Origin of the sequence: Streptomyces canus (assembly GCF_041435015.1) — a bacterium.
Classification (GTDB): domain Bacteria; phylum Actinomycetota; class Actinomycetes; order Streptomycetales; family Streptomycetaceae; genus Streptomyces; species Streptomyces canus_G.
The window spans coordinates 7,541,619-7,564,857 of the sequence record NZ_CP107989.1 but is presented as its reverse complement, the minus strand read 5'-3'; the positions used below and the strand labels follow the sequence as shown (position 1 = coordinate 7,564,857).

Annotated in this window: 17 protein-coding genes; 11 read left to right on the top strand and 6 right to left on the bottom strand. The window is 71.0% G+C overall.

The window, feature by feature from the left end:
• The first annotated feature begins 11 nt into the window (after window positions 1-11).
• Together OG841_RS34545 and OG841_RS34540 are read left to right on the top strand one after the other, a co-directional pair.
• Complete coding sequence (locus tag OG841_RS34545) at window positions 12-1,151, top strand: acyl-CoA dehydrogenase family protein (protein ID WP_328637807.1); 1,140 nt, start codon at window positions 12-14, stop codon at window positions 1,149-1,151.
• Window positions 1,151-2,182 carry an acyl-CoA dehydrogenase family protein gene (locus OG841_RS34540; RefSeq protein WP_328637808.1) on the top strand — a complete coding sequence of 344 codons (1,032 nt, stop codon included), beginning with the start codon at window positions 1,151-1,153 and terminating at the stop codon, window positions 2,180-2,182. The genes OG841_RS34545 and OG841_RS34540 overlap by 1 nt, the downstream gene beginning before the upstream one ends.
• Here OG841_RS34540 and qcrB read toward each other — a convergent pair.
• Window positions 2,160-3,797, bottom strand: a complete 1,638-nt coding sequence (gene qcrB, locus OG841_RS34535; protein ID WP_328637809.1) for a cytochrome bc1 complex cytochrome b subunit — start codon at window positions 3,795-3,797, stop codon at window positions 2,160-2,162. The two genes, OG841_RS34540 and qcrB, sit on opposite strands and share 23 nt — an antisense overlap.
• A 180-nt stretch (window positions 3,798-3,977) precedes the next feature.
• On the opposite strand from qcrB, the gene OG841_RS34530 reads away from it, so the two are divergent.
• On the top strand, window positions 3,978-4,895 hold the full coding sequence (locus OG841_RS34530) for a rhomboid family intramembrane serine protease (RefSeq protein ID WP_328637810.1): 918 nt from the start codon (window positions 3,978-3,980) through the stop codon (window positions 4,893-4,895).
• Window positions 4,892-5,833 (top strand): chitosanase, encoded by a 942-nt coding sequence (locus OG841_RS34525; protein WP_328637811.1) that lies wholly within the window; start codon window positions 4,892-4,894, stop codon window positions 5,831-5,833. Before OG841_RS34530 ends, OG841_RS34525 begins: the two co-directional genes overlap by 4 nt.
• Window positions 5,834-5,936: 103 nt before the next feature.
• Here OG841_RS34525 and OG841_RS34520 read toward each other — a convergent pair whose 3' ends face one another.
• The 3 genes from OG841_RS34520 to OG841_RS34510 form a co-directional block, all read right to left on the bottom strand.
• The gene (locus tag OG841_RS34520; protein ID WP_328637812.1) at window positions 5,937-7,397 is read right to left on the bottom strand and encodes a glutamate synthase subunit beta; all 1,461 of its coding nucleotides are present in this window, start codon (window positions 7,395-7,397) and stop codon (window positions 5,937-5,939) included.
• Complete coding sequence (gene gltB, locus OG841_RS34515) at window positions 7,390-11,997, bottom strand: glutamate synthase large subunit (RefSeq protein ID WP_371568047.1); 4,608 nt, start codon at window positions 11,995-11,997, stop codon at window positions 7,390-7,392. The genes OG841_RS34520 and gltB overlap by 8 nt, the downstream gene beginning before the upstream one ends.
• A gap of 379 nt (window positions 11,998-12,376) precedes the next feature.
• Window positions 12,377-13,108 carry a VIT1/CCC1 transporter family protein gene (locus OG841_RS34510; protein ID WP_371568044.1) on the bottom strand — a complete coding sequence of 244 codons (732 nt, stop codon included), beginning with the start codon at window positions 13,106-13,108 and terminating at the stop codon, window positions 12,377-12,379.
• 274 nt (window positions 13,109-13,382) lie between these two features.
• Between OG841_RS34510 and OG841_RS34505 the strand changes: the two genes are divergently transcribed.
• The 7 genes from OG841_RS34505 to OG841_RS34475 are packed head-to-tail and all read left to right on the top strand — an operon-like array spanning window position 13,383 to window position 21,350.
• The gene (locus OG841_RS34505; RefSeq protein WP_328637815.1) at window positions 13,383-14,483 is read left to right on the top strand and encodes an ADP-ribosylglycohydrolase family protein; all 1,101 of its coding nucleotides are present in this window, start codon (window positions 13,383-13,385) and stop codon (window positions 14,481-14,483) included.
• Window positions 14,480-15,907, top strand: a complete 1,428-nt coding sequence (locus OG841_RS34500; protein ID WP_371568041.1) for an ADP-ribosylglycohydrolase family protein — start codon at window positions 14,480-14,482, stop codon at window positions 15,905-15,907. Before OG841_RS34505 ends, OG841_RS34500 begins: the two co-directional genes overlap by 4 nt.
• Before the next feature lie 8 nt (window positions 15,908-15,915).
• Window positions 15,916-17,082, top strand: coding sequence for an ADP-ribosylglycohydrolase family protein (locus OG841_RS34495; protein ID WP_371568038.1), 1,167 nt, complete (start codon window positions 15,916-15,918; stop codon window positions 17,080-17,082).
• Window positions 17,070-18,446, top strand: coding sequence for an ADP-ribosylglycohydrolase family protein (locus OG841_RS34490; RefSeq protein ID WP_371568035.1), 1,377 nt, complete (start codon window positions 17,070-17,072; stop codon window positions 18,444-18,446). Before OG841_RS34495 ends, OG841_RS34490 begins: the two co-directional genes overlap by 13 nt.
• Window positions 18,443-19,336, top strand: coding sequence for a ribokinase (gene rbsK, locus OG841_RS34485; RefSeq protein ID WP_328637819.1), 894 nt, complete (start codon window positions 18,443-18,445; stop codon window positions 19,334-19,336). The genes OG841_RS34490 and rbsK overlap by 4 nt, the downstream gene beginning before the upstream one ends.
• Window positions 19,333-20,523, top strand: a complete 1,191-nt coding sequence (locus OG841_RS34480; protein WP_328637820.1) for a CaiB/BaiF CoA transferase family protein — start codon at window positions 19,333-19,335, stop codon at window positions 20,521-20,523. Before rbsK ends, OG841_RS34480 begins: the two co-directional genes overlap by 4 nt.
• Entirely contained in the window at window positions 20,520-21,350 is an 831-nt protein-coding gene (locus OG841_RS34475; RefSeq protein ID WP_328637821.1) for an HpcH/HpaI aldolase/citrate lyase family protein, read from the top strand. Before OG841_RS34480 ends, OG841_RS34475 begins: the two co-directional genes overlap by 4 nt.
• A 57-nt stretch (window positions 21,351-21,407) precedes the next feature.
• On the opposite strand, the gene lgt is transcribed toward OG841_RS34475, so the two are convergent.
• Window positions 21,408-22,361 carry a prolipoprotein diacylglyceryl transferase gene (gene lgt, locus OG841_RS34470; protein ID WP_371568030.1) on the bottom strand — a complete coding sequence of 318 codons (954 nt, stop codon included), beginning with the start codon at window positions 22,359-22,361 and terminating at the stop codon, window positions 21,408-21,410.
• A 103-nt stretch (window positions 22,362-22,464) separates the two neighbouring features.
• Entirely contained in the window at window positions 22,465-23,232 is a 768-nt protein-coding gene (locus tag OG841_RS34465; protein ID WP_365118421.1) for a DsbA family protein, read from the bottom strand.
• Window positions 23,233-23,239: the final 7 nt, after the last annotated feature.

Below are 23,239 nucleotides of genomic sequence, written 5' to 3'. Positions count from 1 at the left end.
GACGGGTGTCCATGGATCTGGCGTTCACGCAGGAAGACGAGGCCTTCCGCGCCGAGGCCCGCTCATGGCTGCACGCGCATGTGCCCGCCTCCCCGCTCCCCTCCCTGGAGACCGAGGAGGGCTTCGCGGCCCATCGCGCGTGGGAGGCCGAACTCGCCGCGGACCGCTGGTCGGTGGTCAACTGGCCGACGGCGTACGGCGGCCGGGACGCGGGGATCGTCCGCTGGCTGGTCTTCGAGGAGGAGTACTACGCGGCCGGGGCTCCCGGACGCGTCAACCAGAACGGCATCAGCCTCCTCGCCCCGACCCTCTTCGACCACGGCACCCAGGAGCAGCGGGACCGTGTCCTGCCGTCCATGGCCACCGGGCGGACGGTGTGGGCGCAGGCCTGGTCGGAACCGGAGGCGGGCTCGGACCTGGCCTCCCTGAGGGCGAAGGGGGTGCGCACGGAAGGCGGCTGGCTGCTGAGCGGCCAGAAGACCTGGTCCTCCCGGGCCGCCTTCGCGGACCGCGCCTTCGGACTCTTCCGCACCGACCCCGACACCCCGAAACCCCACCAGGGCCTGACCTACCTGATGTTCGACCTGCGCGCCCCCGGCGTCACCGTCCGCCCGATCCGCCGCCTCGACGGGAAACCGGCCTTCGCCGAGCTCTTCCTGGACGAGGTGTTCGTGCCGGACGAGGACGTCATCGGCGAGCCCGGCCGGGGCTGGCGGATCGCGATGTCGACGGCGGGCAACGAACGGGGCCTGATGCTGCGCTCACCGGGCCGCTTCCTGGCGTCCGCCGAGCGCCTGCACGACCTCTGGAGGTCCCACAGCGGTCCCGCGAACACCGGAACCCGCGTCGCGGACGCGCTGATCGGCGCCCGCGCCTACCAGCTGTTCACCTACGCGGCCGCCTCCCGCTTCCTGGACGGCGACACCATCGGCCCCGAGTCCAGCCTGAACAAGGTCTTCTGGTCCGAGTACGACATCGCCCTCACCGAGACGGCCCTCGATCTCCTGGGCGAGGAGGGCGAGTTGGCCGACACGGACTGGTCCGAGCGGTACGTCTTCTCCCTCGCCGGCCCCATCTACGCGGGCACGAACGAGATCCAGCGCGACATCATCGCCGAGCGCCTGCTGGGCCTGCCGAAGGGCCGCCGCTGATGCGTTTCCTTCTCGACGCCGAGCAACGGGAGTTCACGGCCTCCCTGGACGCGATGCTGACGGCCGCGGACACGCCGTCGGTGGTACGGGACTGGAGCCGAGGGGACCACGCGAGCGGGCGCGCACTGTGGCGCCGTATCGCCGAGGCGGGGGTCTTCGCGCTGGCGGTACCGGAGGCGTACGAGGGGTTGGGGCCACGTCCCGTCGAACTCGCCCTCGCCTTCGTCGAGTTGGGGAGGCACGCCGTACCGGGCCCGTTGGTGGAGACGGTCACGGCGACGACGCTGCTCGCCTCACTGGACGACGCGGGACCGGCGAAGCGGCTGCTGCCCGCTCTGGTCTCGGGCGAGTCCGCGGCGACCGTGGCGACGGGGGCGTACGCACTGGACGCGGACATGGCGGACGTACGGTTGGCCCTCTCAGCCCGTCCGGGACCCCCTCTGGGGGAGCTTGAGGACGGCGGGGGCGAATCCAGCCCCACGCGCACCCCCGCCGAGCTGCGCCTCGCTCCCCCACCCGGCCCCCCACGCCCCTCCCTCGACCCAGGCCGCCGCCTCTTCCCGGTCGTCCCTCACGGCGGCGAACTCCTCGCCACCGACCCGCCCCTGGCCCCCGCCCTCCTCCTGGCCCGCCTCACCACCGCCGCACAGGCCCTGGGCGTCGGCCTCGCGCTGCTCGACAGGACCGTCGCGTACGTCAAGCAGCGCACCCAGTTCGGCGTCCCCATCGGCTCGTTCCAGGCGGTCGGACACCAACTCGCCGACGCGAAGATCGCGCTGGAGTTCGCCCGCCCCCTCCTCCTGGGCGCCGCCCTGACGATGACCGCGGAAGACGTCGCCGCCGCCAAGGTCACGGCGTGCGAGGCGGCGTACAGAACGGCCCGCACCGCGCTCCAGCTCCACGGTGCGATCGGGTACACGGCGGAGTGCGACCTGTCCCTGTGGCTCACCAAGGCCCGCGCCCTGCGCACCGCCTGGGGCAACCCCGACGAGTGCCGCGACACCGTCCTCAGTGGTGGTCGCCGCTGGTGACCTCGCGGTACTCCTCCACCGTCGGCTTCTCGATCCGCGTGTCGGGCCCGAACATCGCCCGCGCGAGCCCGGCCCGCACCCGCTGGGAACGCCTGACCGGCCGCCGCACCCCGTTCGCGTCGACGAGCGGACCGATCTCGTACGGCGGTTCCTGCTCGTGCTGCGTGAGGGTGTGCAACTGCCCCTGCGCGAGGGGTTCGTGGACCTCGACGTACTCGCCGTCCGGGAGCCGCCGGATGGTGCCGGTCTCACGGCCGTGCAGCACCTTGTCCCGGTCCCGGCGCTGCAGCCCGAGACAGACCCGCTTGGTGACGACGAAGGCGAGCACCGGCACCACGAACACGGACACCCGCACGAACCAGGTGATCGCGTTGATCGACAGATGCAGATGCGTGGCCACGATGTCGTTGCCGCCGCCGATCAGCAGCACCACGTACAGGCTCAGCCAGGCGACTCCCAGCCCCGTGCGGACGGGCACGTTGCGCGGCCGATCCAGGATGTGGTGCTCGCGTCTGTCGCCGGTGATCCACGCCTCGACGAAGGGATAGACCCCGAGCGCGAGCAGGATCAGCGGGAAGAGGGAGAAGGGGATGAAGACACCGGGCTCCAGGGTGTGGCCCCAGAAGTTGATCTCCCATCCCGGCATCACCCGGATCAGCCCCTCGGAGAAGCCCAGGTACCAGTCGGGCTGGGCGCCGGTGGTCACCAGGCGCGGGCTGTACGGCCCGAACGCCCACACGGGGTTGATCTGGGCGAGGCCTCCCATGAACGCCAGCACGCCGAAGGTCAGGAAGAAGAAGCCGCCCGCCTTGGCCATGTAGACCGGCAGGAAGGGCATGCCCACCACGGACCTGTTGTCCCGGCCGGGCCCCGGGTACTGGGTGTGCTTGTGGTAAAAGACCAGGATCAGATGGGCGACCACCAGGCCGAGCATGATCCCGGGCAGTACGAGCACATGGATCGGGAAGAGCCTGGGGATGATGTCGTGCCCCGGGAACTCCCCGCCGAACAGGAAGAACGACAGATACGTCCCGACGATCGGGATCGACAGGATCGCCCCGTCGGCGAACCGGATGCCGGTGCCGGAGAGCAGGTCGTCGGGGAGGGAATAGCCGGTCAGGCCGGTGATGATGCCGAGGAACAGCAGGGTCCAGCCGAACACCCAGTTGAGCTCGCGCGGCTTGCGGAAGGCGCCGGTGAAGAACACCCGCATCATGTGCACGAGCATGCCGGTGACGAAGACCAGCGCCGCCCAGTGGTGGATCTGCCGGATCAGCAGTCCGCCGCGCACGTCGAAGCTGATGTCGAGCGTGGACTCGTAGGCCCTGGTCATCACCACGCCGTTGAGGGGCTCGTAGGAGCCGTGGTAGACGACCTCGACCCCGCTGGGCTCGAAGAACAGCGTGAGATAGACGCCGGTGAGGATCAGGATGAGGAAGCTGTAGAGACAGACCTCGCCCAGCATGAACGACCAGTGGTCCGGAAAGACCTTGCGCATGTTGGCCTTGGCCAGCGCGTACAGGCCCAGCCGCCCGTCGGCCCAGTCGGCGAGTTTCTCGCCCTTTCCGGCCGCTCCGCCACGAGTGCCCTGGTTCACCGATCGTGCGCCGTCCATGAGTCGTCGCCTCCCCGTCGGATCAACCACAGGGTGGCACGACACGCGGGTGATGCCAACGGGGCGGGCAGCCTCCTGAATCCGGCCCCGCCGCTCTTCTCCCGCACCCGCGTTCGCTATTTTGTTCGCCGCCGCCCCCACCGGCTCGATCATCACCCCTGTCACTCCGAGGAGCCGGCCGTGGACCCCGAATCCGCCGTCACCACCTGCTATCGCCATCCGGCGGTGGAGTCCCACGTCCGCTGCACCCGCTGCGAGCGGTACATCTGCCCGGACTGCATGCGGGAGGCCGCCGTGGGACATCAGTGCCCCGAGTGTGTGCGGGAGGGGGCACGGTCGGTACGGCAGGCCCGGACCGCGTTCGGCGGGCGGATCACGGCCGTCCCCCTGGTGACGTACGTCCTCATCGGCCTCAATGTGCTCGCGTACGTCGGCGAGCTCGTGCGCCCGGCGATCGTGGACCGCTTCGAGATGCTGGGCGCCGGGCTCGTGGGCCCGGACGGCGGCCACTACGTGTGGCAGGACACCTACCCCTCCGACTTCCACACCGAGGGTGTCGTCGACGGCGAGTGGTACCGCCTGCTGACCGGTGCGTTCCTCCATCTGCCGCCCACCGAGGGCACGTTCGGGATCCTGCACATCGTGATGAACATGGTGTCGCTGTGGAACATCGGGCGGGTGGTCGAGGCCCAGCTCGGCCGTCTGCGGTACGTCGTCCTCTATCTGCTGTCCGCGCTCGGCGGCTCGGTCCTCGTCCTGCTGGTCGCGCCCGGCGCCCCCACGCTCGGCGCCTCCGGGGCGATCTTCGGACTCGGCGCCGCGTACTACGTGATGGCCCGCCGGCTCGGCGCCGACATGGCCCAGGTCAACCGGTTCATGGCGGGCCTGCTGCTGTGGCTGGTGATCTCCGCGTGGGCGACGTCCTGGCAGGGCCACCTCGGCGGCCTGCTCGCCGGGGCCGTCGTCACCCTTGCTTACGCGTACGCTCCCCGGGACGGCCGTCGGGCCCTGGTGCAGGCGGGAGCGTGTGCCGTACTGCTGGTGCTGCTCCTGGTGTCTGCCTGGGGCAAGGTCGCCGAACTGACGGGAGCGCAGTGAAAGGCGCCCGCCTGCTGCTCCTCGCGGCCGTCCCCGTGGTCGCCACGGCGTCGGTCTACCTCCTCGCGCCCGAGGACTCCGGCGCGGGAGGGGCGGGCCCCGACCTCTCCTCGGCCTACCGTTCCCAGGCGGCCCAGGACGCCGAGGGTGCCCAGGGTGCCAAGGCCTGGGCCGAGCGGCCCGAGGGGGTGAACGGCGCGGAGGACAAGGCGGTCATCGGCGACCTGCCGCCGGGCCTGGCCGCCCCCGCCAAGAAGGAGCTCGCCCAGCAGCTCGTGGCCAGCGCCGAGAACTCCACCCTCGACTGGCGCAGCGCCTACGCCTACATCGAGGACATCGGCGACGGCCAGGGCTACACGGCCGGCGTGATCGGCTTCTGCACGGGCACCAACGACCTGCTCACCCTCGTCGAGGGCTACACGAAGGCCCACCCCGGCAACCGTCTCGCCCAGTACCTCCCCGCGCTGCGCGCGGTCGACGGCACGGACTCCCACGAGGGCCTGGACCCGGGCTTCACGGCCGCCTGGAAGGCGGAAGCCCGGGTCCCGGCCTTCCGGAAGGCCCAGGACACCGCACGTGACCGCGTCTACTTCGACCCCGCGGTGCGCCTCGCCAAACTCGACGGCCTCGGCGCCCTCGGCCAGTTCGTCTACTACGACGCCATGGTCTTCCACGGCCCCGGCACCGACCCCACCAGCTTCTACGGCCTGCGCGAACGGGCCCTCCAGAAGTCCGACAGCCCGACCGAGGGCGGCTCCGAGAAGTCCTACCTCGACACCTTCCTCGACCTCCGCGAGGACGCCATGCGCACCCGCGACGCGGACATCGACACCACCCGCGTGGACACCGCGCAACGGCGCTTCCTGAACGACGGGAACCTGGACCTGAGGACGCCGCTGGAGTGGCAGGTGTACGGGGAGACGTTCCGGGTGCCGTAGGAGAACATGCGACGGCGCCTGCCCTGTGGTCCGGTCGGGGACGTCGGGGCAGGCGCCGTCAGCGTTCCGTACGCCGTTGTACGGGACGTCTATTCGGGTGTGATCACACCATCAGCGAGCGGTCCGTCGGCCGGATCGGCGCGGGCAGTTCACTCGCACCGGTCAGGAAGCGGTCGCAGCCGCGGGCGGCCGAGCGGCCCTCCGCGATCGCCCACACGATGAGCGACTGGCCGCGGCCCGCGTCACCGGCGACGAAGACGCCCGGCACGTTGGTCTGGAAGTCGGCGTCGCGGGCGATGTTGCCGCGCTCGTCGAGGTCCAGGCCGAACTGCTCGACCAGGCCGTTCTCCCGGTCGGTGCCGGTGAAGCCCATCGCGAGGGTGACCAGCTGGGCGGGGATCTTGCGCTCCGTGCCCGGCTTCGGGGTCAGCTTGCCCTCGATGAACTCGACCTCGCTGAGGTGCAGCCACTGGACGTTGCCGTCCTCGTCGCCCTCGAAGTGGGTGGTGGAGACGGAGTAGACCCGCTCGCCGCCCTCCTCGTGCGCGGACGTGACCTTGTAGAGCATCGGGAAGGTCGGCCACGGCTGGTGCGGGGCACGGTCCTCGCCCGGCCTCGGCATGATCTCCAGCTGGGTGACCGAGGCCGCGCCCTGGCGGTGGGCGGTGCCCACGCAGTCGGCGCCGGTGTCGCCGCCGCCGATGACGATGACGTGCTTGCCCTCGGCGGTGATGGGGGGCGCCACGTAGTCGCCCTCCTGCACCTTGTTGGCCAGCGGCAGGTACTCCATCGCCTGGTGGATGCCCTTGAGCTCACGGCCGGGGACCGGCAGGTCACGGGCGGTCGTGGCACCGGCGGCGATGACGATCGCGTCGTAGCGCTTCTTGAGGTCGGTGGCCCTGAGGTCGCGGCCGATCTCGATGCCGGTACGGAAGCGGGTGCCCTCCGCGCGCATCTGCTCGATACGGCGGTTGATGTGCCGCTTCTCCATCTTGAACTCGGGGATGCCGTACCGGAGAAGGCCTCCGATGCGGTCCGCGCGCTCGTAGACGGCGACCGTGTGACCGGCCCGGGTGAGCTGCTGGGCGGCGGCGAGACCGGCGGGTCCCGACCCGATGACCGCGACGGTCTTGCCGGACAGGCGCTCCGGGGCCTGCGGCTCGACGTCACCGCTGTCCCACGCCTTGTCGATGATCGAGACCTCGACGTTCTTGATGGTCACGGCCGGCTGGTTGATGCCGAGCACACACGCCGACTCGCAGGGCGCCGGGCACAGACGACCGGTGAACTCCGGGAAGTTGTTGGTCGCGTGCAGACGCTCGGAGGCGGCGGACCAGTCCTCGCGGTAGGCGAAGTCGTTCCACTCGGGGATGAGGTTCCCGAGCGGACAGCCGTTGTGACAGAACGGGATGCCGCAGTCCATGCAGCGGCTGGCCTGCTTGCTGATGATCGGCAGCAGGGAGCCGGGGACGTAGACCTCGTTCCAGTCCTTCAGACGTACGTCGACCGGGCGGGACTTGGCGACCTCACGGCCGTGGTTCAGGAAGCCCTTCGGGTCAGCCATTGATCGCCGCCTCCATCATCTTCTCGGTGATCTCGGACTCGGAGAGTCCCGCCTGCTCGGCGGCGTCCTTGGCGGCGAGCACTGCCTTGTACGTGCTGGGGATGATCTTGCTGAAGCGCTCGACCGCGGTGTCCCACTCGGCGAGCAGCTTCTCGGCGACCGTGGAGGCGGTCTCCTCCTGGTGGCGGCGCACCACGTCGTGCAGCCACTGCTTGTCGGCCTCGTCGAGCGCTTCGACGGCGCCCGCGTTGCCGACGTTGACGTTGTCGGGGTCGAGGTCGATCACGTAGGCGATACCGCCGGACATGCCGGCCGCGAAGTTGCGGCCCGTCTCGCCGAGGACCACCGCGTGACCGCCGGTCATGTACTCGCAGCCGTGGTCGCCCACGCCCTCCGAGACCACCAGCGCACCGGAGTTGCGGACGCAGAACCGCTCGCCGGAACGACCGCGCAGGAACAGCTCGCCACCGGTCGCGCCGTAGGCGATGGTGTTGCCCGCGATCGTCGAGAACTCGGCGAGGTGGTCGGCACCACGGTCCGGGCGCACGATCACCCTGCCACCGGAGAGGCCCTTGCCGACGTAGTCGTTGGCGTCGCCCTCCAGGCGCAGCGTGACACCGCGCGGCAGGAAGGCGCCGAAGGACTGGCCGGCGGAGCCCGTGAAGGTGATGTCGATGGTGTCGTCGGGCAGGCCCGCGCCACCGAATTTCTTCGTCACCTCGTGGCCGAGCATGGTGCCGACCGTGCGGTTGATGTTGCGGATCGAGACCTGGGCCCGCACCGGCTGGGCGTCGGTCGCCGAGTCGGCGGCCAGGGCGTCGGCGGCGAGCTTGATGAGCTCGTTGTCGAGCGCCTTCTCCAGGCCGTGGTCCTGCTCGATGACCTGGTGCAGCGCCGCGCCCTCGGGCAGCTCGGGCACGTAGAAGAGCGGAGCCAGGTCCAGGCCCTGCGCCTTCCAGTGGTTGACGGCCCGCTCGACGTCGAGCGTCTCGGCGTGACCGACGGCCTCCTCGATGGAGCGGAAGCCCAGCTCGGCGAGGATCTCGCGGACCTCTTCGGCGATGAACTTGAAGAAGTTCACGACGTACTCGGCCTTGCCGGTGAACCGGTCGCGGAGCACCGGGTTCTGGGTGGCGATGCCGACGGGGCAGGTGTCCAGGTGGCAGACGCGCATCATGACGCAGCCGGAGACGACGAGCGGCGCCGTCGCGAAACCGAACTCCTCGGCGCCGAGCAGCGCGGCGATGACGACGTCCCGGCCGGTCTTGAGCTGACCGTCGGTCTGGACGACGATCCGGTCGCGCAGGCCGTTGAGCAGCAGGGTCTGCTGGGTCTCGGCGAGACCGAGCTCCCAGGGGCCGCCCGCGTGCTTGAGGGAGGTCAGCGGGGAGGCACCGGTACCACCGTCGTGACCGGAGATCAGGACGACGTCCGCGTGCGCCTTGGACACACCCGCCGCGACCGTGCCGACGCCGACCTCGGAGACCAGCTTGACGTGAATCCGCGCCTGCGGGTTCGCGTTCTTCAGGTCGTGGATCAGCTGGGCCAGGTCCTCGATGGAGTAGATGTCGTGGTGCGGCGGCGGGGAGATCAGGCCCACGCCCGGGGTGGAGTGCCGGGTCTTGGCGACCCACGGGTAAACCTTGTGGCCGGGCAGCTGGCCGCCCTCGCCGGGCTTGGCGCCCTGGGCCATCTTGATCTGGATGTCGTCCGCGTTGACCAGGTACTCGGAGGTCACGCCGAAGCGGCCGGAGGCGACCTGCTTGATCGACGAACGCCGCGCCGGGTCGTACAGCCGGTCCGCGTCCTCGCCGCCCTCACCGGTGTTGGACTTGCCGCCCAGCTGGTTCATGGCGATGGCGAGGGTCTCGTGCGCCTCCTTGGAGATGGAGCCGTACGACATGGCGCCGGTGGAGAAGCGCTTGACGATCTCGCTGACCGGCTCGACCTCGTCGATCGGGATCGGCTGCCGGTCGGAGGTGAAGCCGAACAGGCCGCGGAGCGTCATCAGGCGCTCGGACTGCTCGTTCACGCGGTCCGTGTACTTCTTGAAGATGTCGTAGCGGTTCGCGCGCGTCGAGTGCTGGAGGCGGAAGACCGTCTCCGGGTCGAACAGGTGCGGCTCGCCCTCACGGCGCCACTGGTACTCGCCGCCTATCTCGAGGGCGCGGTGCGCGGGCGCGATGCCGGAGGCGGGGTACGCCTTGGCGTGCCGGGCGGCGACCTCCTTGGCGATGACGTCGATGCCGACGCCACCGATCTTGGAGGCCGTGCCGCTGAAGTACTTCTGGACGAAGCCCTCTTCGAGACCGACGGCCTCGAAGACCTGGGCGCCGCGGTAGGAGGCGACGGTCGAGATGCCCATCTTCGACATGACCTTGAGGACGCCCTTGCCCAGGGCGTAGATCAGGTTGCGGATGGCCTGCTCGGCCTCGATGTCCGACAGGAAGGTGCCCGCTCGGACCAGGTCCTCGACGGACTCCATGGCCAGGTACGGGTTCACGGCCGCGGCGCCGAAGCCGATCAGCAGGGCGACGTGGTGGACCTCGCGGACGTCACCGGCCTCGACCAGCAGGCCCACCTGGGTGCGCTGCTTGGTGCGGATGAGGTGGTGGTGGACGGCCGCGGTGAGCAGCAGCGACGGGATCGGCGCGTGCTCGGCGTCCGAGTGGCGGTCCGAGAGGACGATCAGCCGGGCGCCGTTGTCGATGGCGGCGTCCGCCTCGGCGCAGATCTCCTCGATGCGCGCGGCGAGGGAGTCGCCGCCGCCGGAGACCCGGTACAGACCGGACAGGGTCGCGGCCTTGAAGCCGGGCATGTCGCCGTCGGCGTTGATGTGGATGAGCTTGGCCAGCTCGTCGTTGTCGATCACCGGGAAGGGCAGCACGACGGACCGGCAGGAGGCGGCGCTCGGGTCGAGCAGGTTGCCCTGCGGGCCGAGGGCGGAGCGCAGCGAGGTGACGAGCTCCTCGCGGATCGCGTCCAGCGGCGGGTTGGTGACCTGCGCGAACAGCTGGGTGAAGTAGTCGAAGAGCAGGCGCGGACGCTCGCTCAGCGCGGCGATCGGCGAGTCCGTGCCCATCGAACCGATGGGCTCGGCACCGGCCTTGGCCATCGGCGCGAGGAGAACGCGCAGCTCTTCCTCGGTGTAGCCGAAGGTCTGCTGGCGACGGGTGACCGAGGCGTGGGTGTGCACGATGTGCTCGCGTTCGGGCAGGTCGCCGAGCTCGATCTCGCCGGCCTCCAGCCACTCCGCGTACGGCTGCTCGGCGGCGAGGCCGGCCTTGATCTCGTCGTCCTCGATGATGCGGTGCTCGACGGTGTCGACGAGGAACATCCGGCCGGGCTGGAGACGGCCCTTGCGGACGACCTTGGCGGGGTCGATGTCGAGGACGCCGACCTCGGAGCCGAGGACGACGAGGCCGTCGTCGGTGACCCAGTAGCGGCCGGGGCGGAGGCCGTTGCGGTCGAGGACCGCGCCGACCTGCTTGCCGTCGGTGAAGGTGACACAGGCCGGACCGTCCCAGGGCTCCATCAGGTTGGAGTGGAACTGGTAGAAGGCGCGGCGGACCGACTCCATGGAGTCGTGGTTCTCCCACGCCTCCGGGATCATCATCAGCACGGAGTGCGGCAGCGAACGGCCGCCCAGGTGCAGGAGTTCGAGCACCTCGTCGAAGGACGCCGAGTCGGAGGCGTCCGGCGTACAGATCGGGAAGACGCGCTCGAGGGTCTTGTCGTCGTCACCGAAGAGGTCCGAGACCAGCTGGGACTCGCGGGCCGCCATCCAGTTGCGGTTGCCCTTGACGGTGTTGATCTCACCGTTGTGCGCGACGAAGCGGTACGGGTGCGCGAGCGGCCACGACGGGAAGGTGTTCGTGGAGAACCGGGAGTGCACGAGCGCGATCGCGGAGGCGAAGCGGCGGTCGGACAGGTCCGGGAAGAAGGGCTCCAACTGGCCGGTGGTCAGCATGCCCTTGTAGACGATGGTCCGCGCGGACAGCGAGGGGAAGTAGACGTCGACCTCGCGCTCGGCGCGCTTGCGCAGCACGAAGGCCTTGCGGTCGAGGTCGATGTCCGTGGCGGGCACAGCCGAGCCGTCGCCGACGAAGATCTGGTGGAACGCCGGCATCGTCGAGCGGGCGGTGGCGCCGAGCAGCTCCGGGGCGACCGGGACCTCGCGCCAGCCGAGGACGGTGAGGCCCTCCTCGGCGGCGATCGTCTCGATGCGCGAGACGGCGTCCTCGACGCCGTCCTCCGGCAGGAAGGCGATTCCGACCGCGTACGCACCGGCCGCCGGCAGCTCGAAGCCGGCGACCTCACGGAAGAAGGCGTCCGGAACCTGGGACAGGATGCCCGCGCCGTCACCCGAGTCGGGCTCGGAGCCGGTGGCACCGCGGTGCTCCAGGTTACGCAGAACCGTGAGCGCCTGCTCGACCAGCGCATGGCTCGCCTCGCCGGTGAGGGTGGCCACGAAGCCGACGCCACAGGCGTCGCGCTCGTTGCGGGGGTCGTACATACCCTGCGCAGCAGGGCGAGCATCCATGAACGACCACTTCTGGCCACTCGTGGAGTGCTGGGACGGCTGGCGCGGCGTACGCATCGGCTCTCCCGTCGTCGTCAATTGGCATATTCAGCTTGCCGAGGGACGACGTTGGCCCTCTGCGTAAGTGCAAAATTTCGTGCAGGTTACATGATGGAGCGGATCTCGGGAACCGGATACTCCGTTCCAGCATGCGGACGCCACGGCATGCGAGGGGGGTGTCGCATGCATGGCTTGAAGTATGTGGGGACCGAACCGGACCGATCGGTCAGATCGCCGTCCGTCGGGCCGGGGGGCGGTGAAGGCGTCGTCGCCGACCCCGCGAGTGCGCCGCAAGCGTCATTGCCCGCAGCGCTTACGGCTCATGCCCAGTGGTTAAGCAATCGAAACCAGCGAGTAACGGCTACTTATGCGGCCCATCGCATAAGTAGCAGCCGATCTATCCTACGGCCGTTCCGAACAAACTGCCCAGGGCGTACGTCACACCGGCCGCCGCACTTCCCAGAGCGAGCTGCCGGAGTCCGCTGTACCACCAGGTCCGCGCGGTCACCCTGGCCACGACGGCACCGCACGCGAACAGCCCGACGAGAGCGAGCAGCAGGGCGGGCCACAGGGCGGTCGCCCCGAGCAGATACGGCAGTACGGGCAGCAGGGCGCCCAGGGCGAAGGACCCGAAGCTGGACACGGCGGCGACGAGCGGCGAGGGCAGGTCGCTCGGGTCGATCCCGAGCTCCTCGCGGGCATGGATCTCCAGGGCCTGCTCGGGGTCCTTCGACAACTGCCGCGCGACCTCGCGCGCCAGCTCGGGCTCGACACCCCGGCCTACGTACAGGGCCGCGAGTTCGGCCTCCTCGTCCTGGGGGTGCTTCCGCAGCTCTCGGCGCTCCACGTCCAGCTCGGCCTCGACGAGCTCGCGCTGGGAGGCGACGGAGGTGTACTCACCGGCGGCCATGGAGAAGGCACCGGCGGCGAGCCCCGCGAGTCCGGTCAACACGATGGTGTTCTGTCCGACGGCCCCGCCGGCGACTCCGGTCATCAGGGCGAGGTTGGAGACCAGTCCGTCCATGGCACCGAAGACGGCGGGCCTGAGCCAGCCGCCGTTCACATCGCGGTGCGTGTGGTTGTCCCGGTGCGCCTCGTGCAGTGGCGCCTCGATGTCGATGATGGCCATTCCGGTCCCCCAGGGAAGCTAAGCCAAAGCTAACTTTGGACATGTTCTAATTCTCAACAACGCACACAGTACGACGGTCCATTCCCACCCGCCAGCAAGGAAAGGCTCGGCTAACCTGCGGCTTTACCTTCGAATGCACAGACGATCGAACCCCCGCTCAGATGTCGACCGGGTGATGCTGAGGCTTCGGAGGCTCAGGTCAACCGCCGATGGTGGGACACATGCGCAAAGGGTTCCGCGCCCCATGAGGAACCCCCTCTGGGAGAGGCCGCGTATGGCATCGATCGCCTGCATTCCCCCGGTCCCGGCGCCCGAGGACGCCACCGGACTCCGCGAGCGGGCCCGCGGCGCCCTGCTGGGCCTGGCGGTCGGGGACGCCCTGGGAGCCCCCGCCGAGAACATGAAGCCGTCGGAGATCCGCGCCCGCTGGGGCCGGATCGAGGGCTATGTGCTGGACGAGCCGGCCGGCACGGACGACACCGAGTACACGATCTTCTCCGGTCTGCTCCTCGCCCGGCACGGCTCGGCCCTCACGTCGTCCCATGTGGAGGCGGCCTGGCACGAGTGGATCGCGGACCGCGACGAGGGCCCGTTCCGGGGTGCGGGCTTCAGCGAGCGGGGCACGCTGGAGAACCTGCGCCGCGGCCTGGCGGCCCCCATCTCGGCCCAGCACCGCCACGCCTGGAGTGACGGCCTGGCCATGCGGGCGGCCCCCTTCGGCGTCTTCGCGGCGGGCCGACCCGCGGAGGCGGCCCGCCTGGTGGCGATCGACGGCTCGGTGAGCCATGACGGCGAGGGCATCTACGGCGGCCAGGCGGTGGCGGCGGGAGTGGCGGCCGCGATGGCGGGCGCCCCCACGGTCGTGGTCGTCGCGTCCGCGCTGGCGGTGATCCCGGACGACAGCTGGACGGCCCGGTCCCTGCGCCGAGCCGTGGCCGTGGCGCACCGGGGCGAAAGAGCGGTCCGCTCCGCGGTGGTGATCGGCGGCTACCCGTGGACCGACCTGGCCCCGGAGGCGGTGGCCCTGGCCTTCGGCGCGTACGCGGCGGCCGACGGCGACTTCCGCGAGGCGGTCCTGACGGCGGTGAACATGGGGAGAGACGCGGACACGACGGCGGCGGTGGCGGGGGCCCTGGCGGGAGCGACGAGGGGAGCGTCGGCGATCCCGACCGACTGGGCGTCGGCGATCGGCCCGGCGAGAGGCAGCTGCCTCCCCTCCATGGCAGGCCATCACGTACTGGACGTGGCGGAGTTGCTGGTGCCGGGCGAGGACAAGAAGTGGGCCACGACCGGCCTCACCCGTCGACCATGGCCACCTCCGGACCCGGACGCCTTCACCCTGGCGGCGGACGGCGCCGCGGGAGCGGACGAATGAGGCCGCCGGGCCCCTGGGCGGAGACCCCGGACCCCACGTCCACACGGAACGGCCCCGGCCCGACGGCCCCACCGCCCCACTCCCACACCACAGACCGACCGACCGCCTGCACCACGACGGCGCCGACCACGTGCAGCACCACGGCCCCGCCGACCACCACCGGCCCCGCCGAACCCGCGTCCACGGCGAAGCCGCTCGAACCCGCGGCCGCCGACGGTGAGTTCGCCCCGCAGGGGCCACCCGCACCTGACTACGAAAGTCGCACCGGTGGTGCGGGTGGGAACACAAAGGCCGAAGGCGGAGCCGAGGCCGGAAAGAGAGTCCAGGGACTCCTCCTCGGCCTGGCCGCAGGCGACGCCGCCGGCTGGCCCGCCGCCCGCCACAGAGCCGCCCGCATGCCCGACTGGACCCGCCGCCTCACCCGCGAACTCGACACCTTCGCCGAACAGAACGCCACCACCACCCTCCCCGTCCCCATCGCCCTCAACCAACCCCCCGAACCCCTCCGCCTCGGCCCCTCCGACGACGCCGAATGGGCGGCCTTCACCGCGGAGGCCCTCCTCAAGGCAGGCACCGGCACCCCCCTCGGCAACCTGACCGGGGAACGCCGTACGAGAGCCGCCATCGACCTCACCTGGAACGCCCTCGCCGCCGAAGTGGCCGCCGCGGCGCATCGCGCCCCCGAGATCGAGTCCGCCGTCCTCCCCCTCCGCGCCCGTATCTCCGTGCGAGCGGGGCTCGGCAACCTCGCCACCGGACTGCGTCCACCCGCCACCGGTCACGACAACCCGCACTACTTCGACGACGCGGCCTGCATCAGAGCCTGTGTCCTCGCCGTCGCCCACCCCGGCGACCCCCGACTCGCCGCGGACCTGGCCGAGTTCGACGCCCGCTACACCCAGGACGGAGACGGCATCCACGGAGCACGGGCGATGGCCGCGGCCGTCTCCCTGGCCCTGGTCGGCACCCCCGTCGAGGCCTGCGTGGCAGCCGCCCTCACCGAACTCCCCGAAGAGACGGAGATCGGCCGCAACGCCCGCCACGCCCTGCACCTCGCCCGGTCCGCCGACACCGCCTTCGCCCTGATCCCCGCCCTGGAACACGAGATCGTCGACCACGTCTACAGCTACGGCATCGCGGCCGCCGAAACCGTCCCCGTGGCCCTGGCGCTGGCCGGCGCCGCACAGGGCCGTATCGCCGAGGCGATCCCCGCCGCGGCCTGCCTGTCCCGGGTCGCCGACTCGGCCCCCGCTCTGGTGGGCGCGCTGACCGGGGCACTGGGCGGCGCCGACGCGATCCCCGCCACCTGGCGGAACACCTGCCGGAAACTCTCCGGCTGCGCCCTCCCCCGCCTCACCGGCACGGACCTCGTGGAACTCGCCGAACTCCTGGTAGCCGCACAACCGCCCCTCCCAGGAGGATGATTCCGGGCATGACGCCCAAAAACTCAGAAATCATCCTTGAGGACCGGATCACCGGAGCCCTCGTGGGCGCGGCGGTGGGCGACGCCCTCGGCGGTCCCGTCGAGGGCTACTCCCCCGAGCAGATCCTCGAACGTCACGCCGGCCGCGTCCACGGCATCGTCGGCCCCTGGAACGGCGACGCCTGGCGCACCGCCCGCCCCATCGCCCCGTACCACAAGGGCGACGGCCATGTCACCGACGACACCTTGATGACCCACGCCCTGATCAGGGTCTACGACCGGGTCCGCGACCACCTCGACGCCTACGCGATCGCCGACCACCTGGTCCCCGACCTGATGACGAACCCGCGCTGGATCCCGGAACTTGAGGCGGAGGCGCTCCCCCTCCAGCGGATCTTCCTCGCCGAGAAGTGGCTGGTCAGCCGCCTCCACTACGGCCATGTCGACCCCCGGGAGGCGGGCGTCGGCAACATCGTCAACTGCGGTGCGGCGATGTACATGGCACCCGTCGGCCTGGTCAACGCGGCCAACCCGCAGGCCGCCTACGCCGAGGCCCTGGACATCGCGGGCGCCCACCAGTCGTCGTACGGCCGGGAGGCGGCGGGAGTCTTCGCGGCGGCGGTCGCGGCGGCGGCGACACCGGGCGCGACACCGGACTCCGTGGTGACGACCTGCCTCTCCCTGGCGAAGGACGGCACCCGTACCGCGATCGAGCAGGTCTGCGAAGTGGCCACCCACCACACGGACTTCGAGTCGGCACTGCACCCGCTGCGGAAGGCGGTCGCGCCCTACGACACGGTCGGCCCCGACTACCGCGCTCCCTCCCTCGGCGCCCGCCGCCCCTCCCGCCTCCACTCGATCGAGGAACTCCCCATCGCCCTGGCCATGGTGCTCGTGGCCGCGGGCGACTACCGCCGATCGGTCCTCGGCGCGGTGAACTACGGCAGGGACTGCGACTCGATCGCCACGATGGCCGGCGCCCTCGCCGGGGCCCTGGGCTCCCCGGTTCCGGACGACTGGTCCAAAACGGTCTCGGAGGCGAGCCGCCTGGACCTGTGGGAACCGGCAGCGACGCTGACGGCCGTGACCCGGGAGATCTTCGAGAGGGACGTGACCCACCGCAGGACCCACGAGGCGGCCTTCGCGGAACTCGGAGGCCCGAGATGCTCCGACTGACCTGGGTCCAGCCGGAGGACCTCATCGGCCACGAACTCCGCCAGGCGGCGCAGGACGGCAGGGAGCCGTCGGCGGTCGCGGCGAGGTGGAGAGCGGCGGGAGGCAAGGAGGCGCCGGCAGGAGCGGGCGCCTCCGCGGAGCCCGCGTCCAGGTACCTGCGGCAGCTGGCGGAAGACCTGCTGGACGAACTGGCGGATCTTCCCAGCACGTTGGCGGACCATGAGCCCACCGACCTCGCGACGATCAAGGATCGCTGCCGGGCGTGGCCGTCGCCCACCCCCGCTGCACCCCCCACCCCCGCGGCACCCCCCACCAAGGCCGGTCTGGAAGCGGCCTGGCTGGGCCGAGCCGTGGGCTGCCTCCTGGGCAAACCGGTGGAGAAGCTCCCTCTGGAAGCCATCCGCCAACTCGCCGGATCAACCGGCAACTGGCCCCTCACCACCTACTTCACGGCCAAGGGCGTCCCGGCGGACCTCCTCGCCGCCCATCCCTGGAACCGCCGCTCGGCAACCACCTCCCTCGCCGAGAACATCGACGGCATGCCCGAGGACGACGACCTCAACTACCCCCTCCTGAACCTCCTGTTGCTGCAACGTCACGGCAGGCGCTTCACCACCACGGACGTGGCCGGACTCTGGCTGGCCGAGCTCCCCGCCGGCCGCACCTTCACCGCCGAACGCCTCGCCTACCGCAACCTCCTCCAGGGCCTGGAGCCCCCGAGAACGGCCCGCCACCGCAACCCCTTCCGCGAATGGATCGGCGCCCTCATCCGCGCGGACGTCCACGGCTGGACCAATCCCGGCGACCCGGCCGCCGCGGCCGAACAGGCCCACCGGGACGCCACCCTCACCCACACGGCGAACGGCGTCTACGCGGCGATGTTCACGGCGGCGGTGATCGCCCGGGCGACGACGACCCCCGACATCCACACCTGCCTCCGCACCGGCCTCACCGTGATCCCCCCGAACTCCCGACTGGCGAAAGCGATCACCCACGCGGTCCAACTCGCCGAGCGGCACGACGACTTCGACAAGGTCGTGGACGCACTCCACGCCACCCACGCGGCCACCCACCACTGGGTCCACTCGATCCCCAACACCGCGCTGATCGCCGCCGCCCTCACCCACGCGAACGGCGACTTCACCGGCTCCGTCTGCAGAGCGGTCAGCGGCGGCTGGGACACCGACTCCAACGGCGCCACCACGGGCAGCATCGCCGGACTCCTGGCCGGGGCCCCCGACCACCTCCCCGACCGCTGGACCACCCCCCTCAAGAACCGTCTGGCCACCTCCGTCGCCGACTTCAACGGCACCGGCTTCGACACCCTGGCCCATCTCACCCAACGGGAGGCTGCTCGCCCATGACCCACATCGCCGTGCTCGGCAGCACGAACATGGACCTGGTCACCTACGTCGAAAAGGCACCCCGACGAGGAGAGACCGTCACCGGCAGAGACTTCCGTACGATCCCCGGCGGCAAGGGCGCCAACCAGGCGATCGCCGCGGCCCGCGCCGGCGCCACCGTCTCGATGATCGGCGCGGTCGGCAACGACGGCTTCGGCACCCGGCTGCGCTCCACCCTCGAACACTCCGGTGTGACCACCGACCACCTGCGCACCATCGAGGGCCCCTCCGGCACCGCGCACATCGTCGTGGACGACGCGGGCGGCAACGCGATCGTCGTCATCCCCGGAGCGAACGGCACCGTCGATCATCTCGCCCCCGGCGACGAGGGCCTGATCGCCTCCGCCGACGCCCTGCTCCTCCAGCTGGAGATCCCCCTGGCAGCTGTCCTCGCGGGCGCGCAGACGGCACGGTCCCACGGCGTCCGTACGATCCTCACGCCCGCCCCCGCCCGGCCCCTCCCACCCGAACTCCTCGACGCCACCGACCTGTTGGTCCCCAACGAGCACGAGGCGACCACCCTCACCGGCCGCGGCGACCCGTTCGCCGCGGGCGCCGCCCTCCTCGACCGGGTCCCGCGCGTGGTGATCACCCTGGGCGCGGCGGGCAGCGTCTATCTGACCCGGGACGCCGAACCCCTCGCCGTCCCCGCCCCGCACGTCACCGCGGTGGACTCCACGGGTGCCGGCGACACCTACGTGGGCGCCCTCGCCGTCGCCCTCGGCGAGGAACGGCCGATCCGGGAGGCGATGACCTGGGCGGCCACGGCGGCCGCACTCTCCGTCCAGCGGGAAGGCGCCTCGGCGTCGATGCCCTACCGATCCGAGATCGAGGCCCGGTACACGTCATGACACACGCACCTCTCACCGGCCTCCGCGTTCTCGACCTGGCCACCCTGTTCGCGGGCCCGATCGCGGCCACGATGCTCGGCGACTTCGGCGCGGAGGTCATCAAGATCGAGCACCCCACGAAGCCGGACCCCTCCCGTGGCCACGGGCCTTCGAAGGACGGCATCGGCCTGTGGTGGAAAGTCCTGGGCCGCAACAAGCGCACGCTCACGATCGACCTCTCGAAGCGGGGCGGTCGCGCCACCTTCCTCCGCCTGGCCGAGACGGCGGACGTGGTCATCGAGAACTTCCGCCCCGGCACCCTGGAGAAGTGGGACCTCGGCTGGCCGGAGCTCTCCGCCGTCAACCCCCGCCTGGTCCTCACCCGGGTCACCGGCTTCGGCCAGTTCGGCCCGTACGCCCACCGCCCCGGCTTCGGCACCCTCGCCGAGGCGATGAGCGGCTTCGCGGCGATCACCGGCGAACGGGACGCGCCCCCGGTCCTGCCGCCCTTCGGCCTGGCCGACTCCATCGCGGGCCTGGCCACGGCGTACGCGGTGATGACGGCGCTCGCGGCCCGCGACCACACCGGCGAGGGCCAGGTCGTCGACATGGCGATCATCGAACCGATCCTGACGGTCCTCGGCCCGCAGCCGACCTGGTACGACCAGCTCGGCCTCGTCCAGGAACGCACCGGCAACCGCTCCGCCAACAACGCCCCGCGCAACACCTATCGCACGGCGGACGGCACCTGGGTCGCCGTCTCCACCTCGGCCCAGTCGATCGCGGAGCGCGTGATGCACCTGGTGGGCCGCCCGGAGCTGATCGACGAGCCATGGTTCGCGACCGGTGCCCAGCGGGCCGCCCACGCCGACGTCCTCGACCGGGCGGTCGGCTCCTGGATCGCCGAACGCACCCGCACCGAGGTCCTCGCGGCCTTCGAGAAGGCGGAGGCCGCGGTCGCCCCGATCCAGGACATCCGGGACGTGATGGCCGACCCGCAGTACCAGGCCCTCGACACCGTCACCACGGTCGACGACCCCGAGCTCGGGCCCCTGCGCATGCAGAACGTCCTCTTCCGGCTCTCCTCGACCCCTGGCACGATCCGCTGGGCGGGCCGCCCGCACGGCGCGGACACGGACGAGATCCTGACGGAACTGGGCCTGACCGAGGCCGAGTTGAGCGCCCTGCGCACGGAGGGCGCGCTGTGAGACCGTATCCGCTCACCTGGCTCTACGCCCCCGGCGACCGCCCGGAGACCGTCACCAAGGCCCTCGCCTCCGGCGCCGACGTCGTGGTCGTCGACCTGGAGGACGCGGTGGCCCCGGACCGCAAGCGCTACGCCCGCGAGGCGACGGCCGAACGTCTCACCGACCCGCAGCCCATCCCGGTGCACGTCCGGGTGAACGCCCTGGACAGCCCGCTGGCGGCAGCGGATCTGGCAGCGATCGCCGCCCTCCCGGGCATCTCCGGTCTGCGCCTGCCCAAGGTCACCGCCCCCGACCAGATCACCCACGTCGCACAGACGACAGCCTGGGCCGAAGGAGGCGCCCCGCCCCTGTACGCCCTCCTGGAGTCGGCCCTGGGCATCGAGCGCGCCTACGCCATCGCCACCGTCCACCCGGGTCTGCGCGGCATCGCCCTCGGTGAGGCAGATCTGCGCGCCGACCTCGGCGTACGACACGACAGAGGCCTGGACTGGTCCCGCTCGCGCGTGATCGTGGCGGCACGAGCGGCGTCGCTCCCTCCCCCACCCCAGTCGGTCCACCCCGACACCCGGGACCTGGAGGGCCTCGAAGCGTCCTGCGCCCACGGTCGCGCCCTGGGCTTCCTGGGCCGAGCGGCCGTCCACCCCCGTCAACTCCCGGTGATCGAGCGCGTCTATCTCCCCACGGCGGAGGAAATCGAGCACGCGGAGACGGTCCTCAAGGCAGCGGAGGCCCACCGGGGGGCCCAGGCCCTCGCGAACGGCACCTTCATCGACGCGGCGGTGGTGACCCAGGCCCACCGCACGCTCTCCCTCGCCCACCGCCGCTGACATACGACGAGGGCGCCCCGAGCAGTCGGGGCGCCCTCGTCGACGTACAACCAAGCGTCAGGTCTTCTTCGCCGACCCGGCCTCGTCGGTCACCTCACGGGAGTCGGCCTCGGTCTCGTCGGAGTCGGTCTCAGCCTCGGGCTTCACGACACCGTCGGCCTTCTCGTCCTCTTCGGCCTCACCGTCGGTGACGTCGGCACCCGGCTCGACCACTTCCTCGCGGCCGGGCCGCTTCTTCGCCGACAGCACGAAGTAGGTCACCGCGAGCACGAACACGATGATCGCGGTCCAGACGTTGAGCCGGACCCCGAGGATGTGGTGGGCGTCGTCGATGCGCATGTACTCGATCCAGCCGCGCCCCGTGCAGTACGCGGCGACGTACAGCGCGAAGGCCCGTCCGTGTCCCAGCTTGAAGCGGCGGTCGGCCCAGATGACGAGGAGCGCGACGCCGACGCACCACAGCGACTCGTACAGGAACGTCGGGTGGTAGTGGCCCGGCACCCGGCCGTCCGTGGAGGACGTGATGTGCAGGGCCCACGGCAGGTCGGTCGGCTTGCCGTACAGCTCCTGGTTGAACCAGTTGCCCCAGCGGCCGATCGCCTGCGCGAGGGCGATACCGGGGGCGAGGGCGTCGGCCCAGGCGGGCAGCGGGATGCCCCGGCGTCGGCAGCCGATCCACGCGCCCACCGCGCCGAGCGCGATCGCACCCCAGATGCCGAGGCCGCCCTCCCAGATCTTGAAGGCGTCCACCCAGTCACGGCCCTCGCTGAAGTACAGCTCGTAGTCCGTGATCACGTGGTAGAGGCGGCCGCCGAGGAGTCCGAACGGCACGGCCCAGACCGCGATGTCGGCCACCGTGCCGACCCGTCCGCCGCGGGCGATCCAGCGCTTGTTGCCGAGCCAGACGGCAACGAAGACACCGATGATGATGCAGAACGCATAGCCACGCAGCGGGATGGGACCGAGGTGAATCACCCCGCGCGACGGGCTGGGAATGTAGGCAAGTTCCATGGCAGGGTCGACGCTACCCTGCCGGGCCGGGCCCACGGCAAGCGGCCCGGCAACGGGTCCATAACAGGCGCGTGAGAGACGGCGGCCGCCGCCTTACCCGCCGTCACCCCTTGTTGGCGGCCTCCACCTGCTGCTTCAGCTTCGTCGGCGTCATCGTCCGGTCCTGGTAGATGTTCTTGCCGTCGAGCAGCACGGTCGGAGTGCCGGAGAAGCCGCCATTACGGAAGGCGGCCGCGGACTTGTCCACCCACGTGGTGTGGGTGCCCTTCTCGACACAGGTGCGGAAGGCGGGGGTGTCGAGCCCGTCGACCTTCTTCGCCAGTTCGAGGAGTTTGCCGTTCTCGGCGTAGTCGTCGCTGGTCTCCTCGGGCTGGTTCTCGTAGAGCACGTCGTGGTACGCCGGGAACTTCCCGGCGTCCTGGGCGCAGGCCGCGGCATTGGCCGCGTTGCGGGAGCCGGTGCCGCCCATGTTGCCGTCGATGATCGTCGCCAGGTGGTACTCGACCTTGAGCTTGCCGGACCCGGTGAGCTCGTGGATCGTCGGGCGGTACGCCGCCTCGAAGGCCTTGCAGGCCGGGCAGCGGAAGTCCTCCCAGACGACGAGCGTCGACTTGGCGCCCTCCTTGCCGACCGGGACGGCGAGGCTGTCCTGGCCGTTGGCCCCCGAGGGCGCCACGACCGGACCCGAGGCCTTGTCCTTGCCGGAGTTCGCCGCGATGACACCGATCACCGCCGCGAGACCCAGGACGCACACCACGCTCGTGCCCACGATCAGCACCCGGCGCCGCTTGTCCGCGGTCTTCTGCTTCGCGCGCTCCTCCGCCAGCCGCTCGCGGGCGGTGCGCTTTCCCTCACGGTTCTTCTCGCTCACACCCGCA

Bases quoted from the DNA above. Each gene is read 5' to 3' on its own strand.
- OG841_RS34545 (WP_328637807.1), top strand. From the start codon at position 12: ATGGATCTGGCGTTCACGCAGGAAGACGAGGCCTTCCGCGCCGAGGCC.
- OG841_RS34540 (WP_328637808.1), top strand. From the start codon at position 1,151: ATGCGTTTCCTTCTCGACGCCGAGCAACGGGAGTTCACGGCCTCCCTG.
- qcrB (WP_328637809.1), bottom strand. From the start codon at position 3,797: ATGGACGGCGCACGATCGGTGAACCAGGGCACTCGTGGCGGAGCGGCC.
- OG841_RS34520 (WP_328637812.1), bottom strand. From the start codon at position 7,397: ATGGCTGACCCGAAGGGCTTCCTGAACCACGGCCGTGAGGTCGCCAAG.
- gltB (WP_371568047.1), bottom strand. From the start codon at position 11,997: ATGCGTACGCCGCGCCAGCCGTCCCAGCACTCCACGAGTGGCCAGAAG.
- OG841_RS34510 (WP_371568044.1), bottom strand. From the start codon at position 13,108: ATGGCCATCATCGACATCGAGGCGCCACTGCACGAGGCGCACCGGGAC.
- OG841_RS34505 (WP_328637815.1), top strand. From the start codon at position 13,383: ATGGCATCGATCGCCTGCATTCCCCCGGTCCCGGCGCCCGAGGACGCC.
- OG841_RS34500 (WP_371568041.1), top strand. From the start codon at position 14,480: ATGAGGCCGCCGGGCCCCTGGGCGGAGACCCCGGACCCCACGTCCACA.
- OG841_RS34495 (WP_371568038.1), top strand. From the start codon at position 15,916: ATGACGCCCAAAAACTCAGAAATCATCCTTGAGGACCGGATCACCGGA.
- OG841_RS34490 (WP_371568035.1), top strand. From the start codon at position 17,070: ATGCTCCGACTGACCTGGGTCCAGCCGGAGGACCTCATCGGCCACGAA.
- rbsK (WP_328637819.1), top strand. From the start codon at position 18,443: ATGACCCACATCGCCGTGCTCGGCAGCACGAACATGGACCTGGTCACC.
- OG841_RS34480 (WP_328637820.1), top strand. From the start codon at position 19,333: ATGACACACGCACCTCTCACCGGCCTCCGCGTTCTCGACCTGGCCACC.
- lgt (WP_371568030.1), bottom strand. From the start codon at position 22,361: ATGGAACTTGCCTACATTCCCAGCCCGTCGCGCGGGGTGATTCACCTC.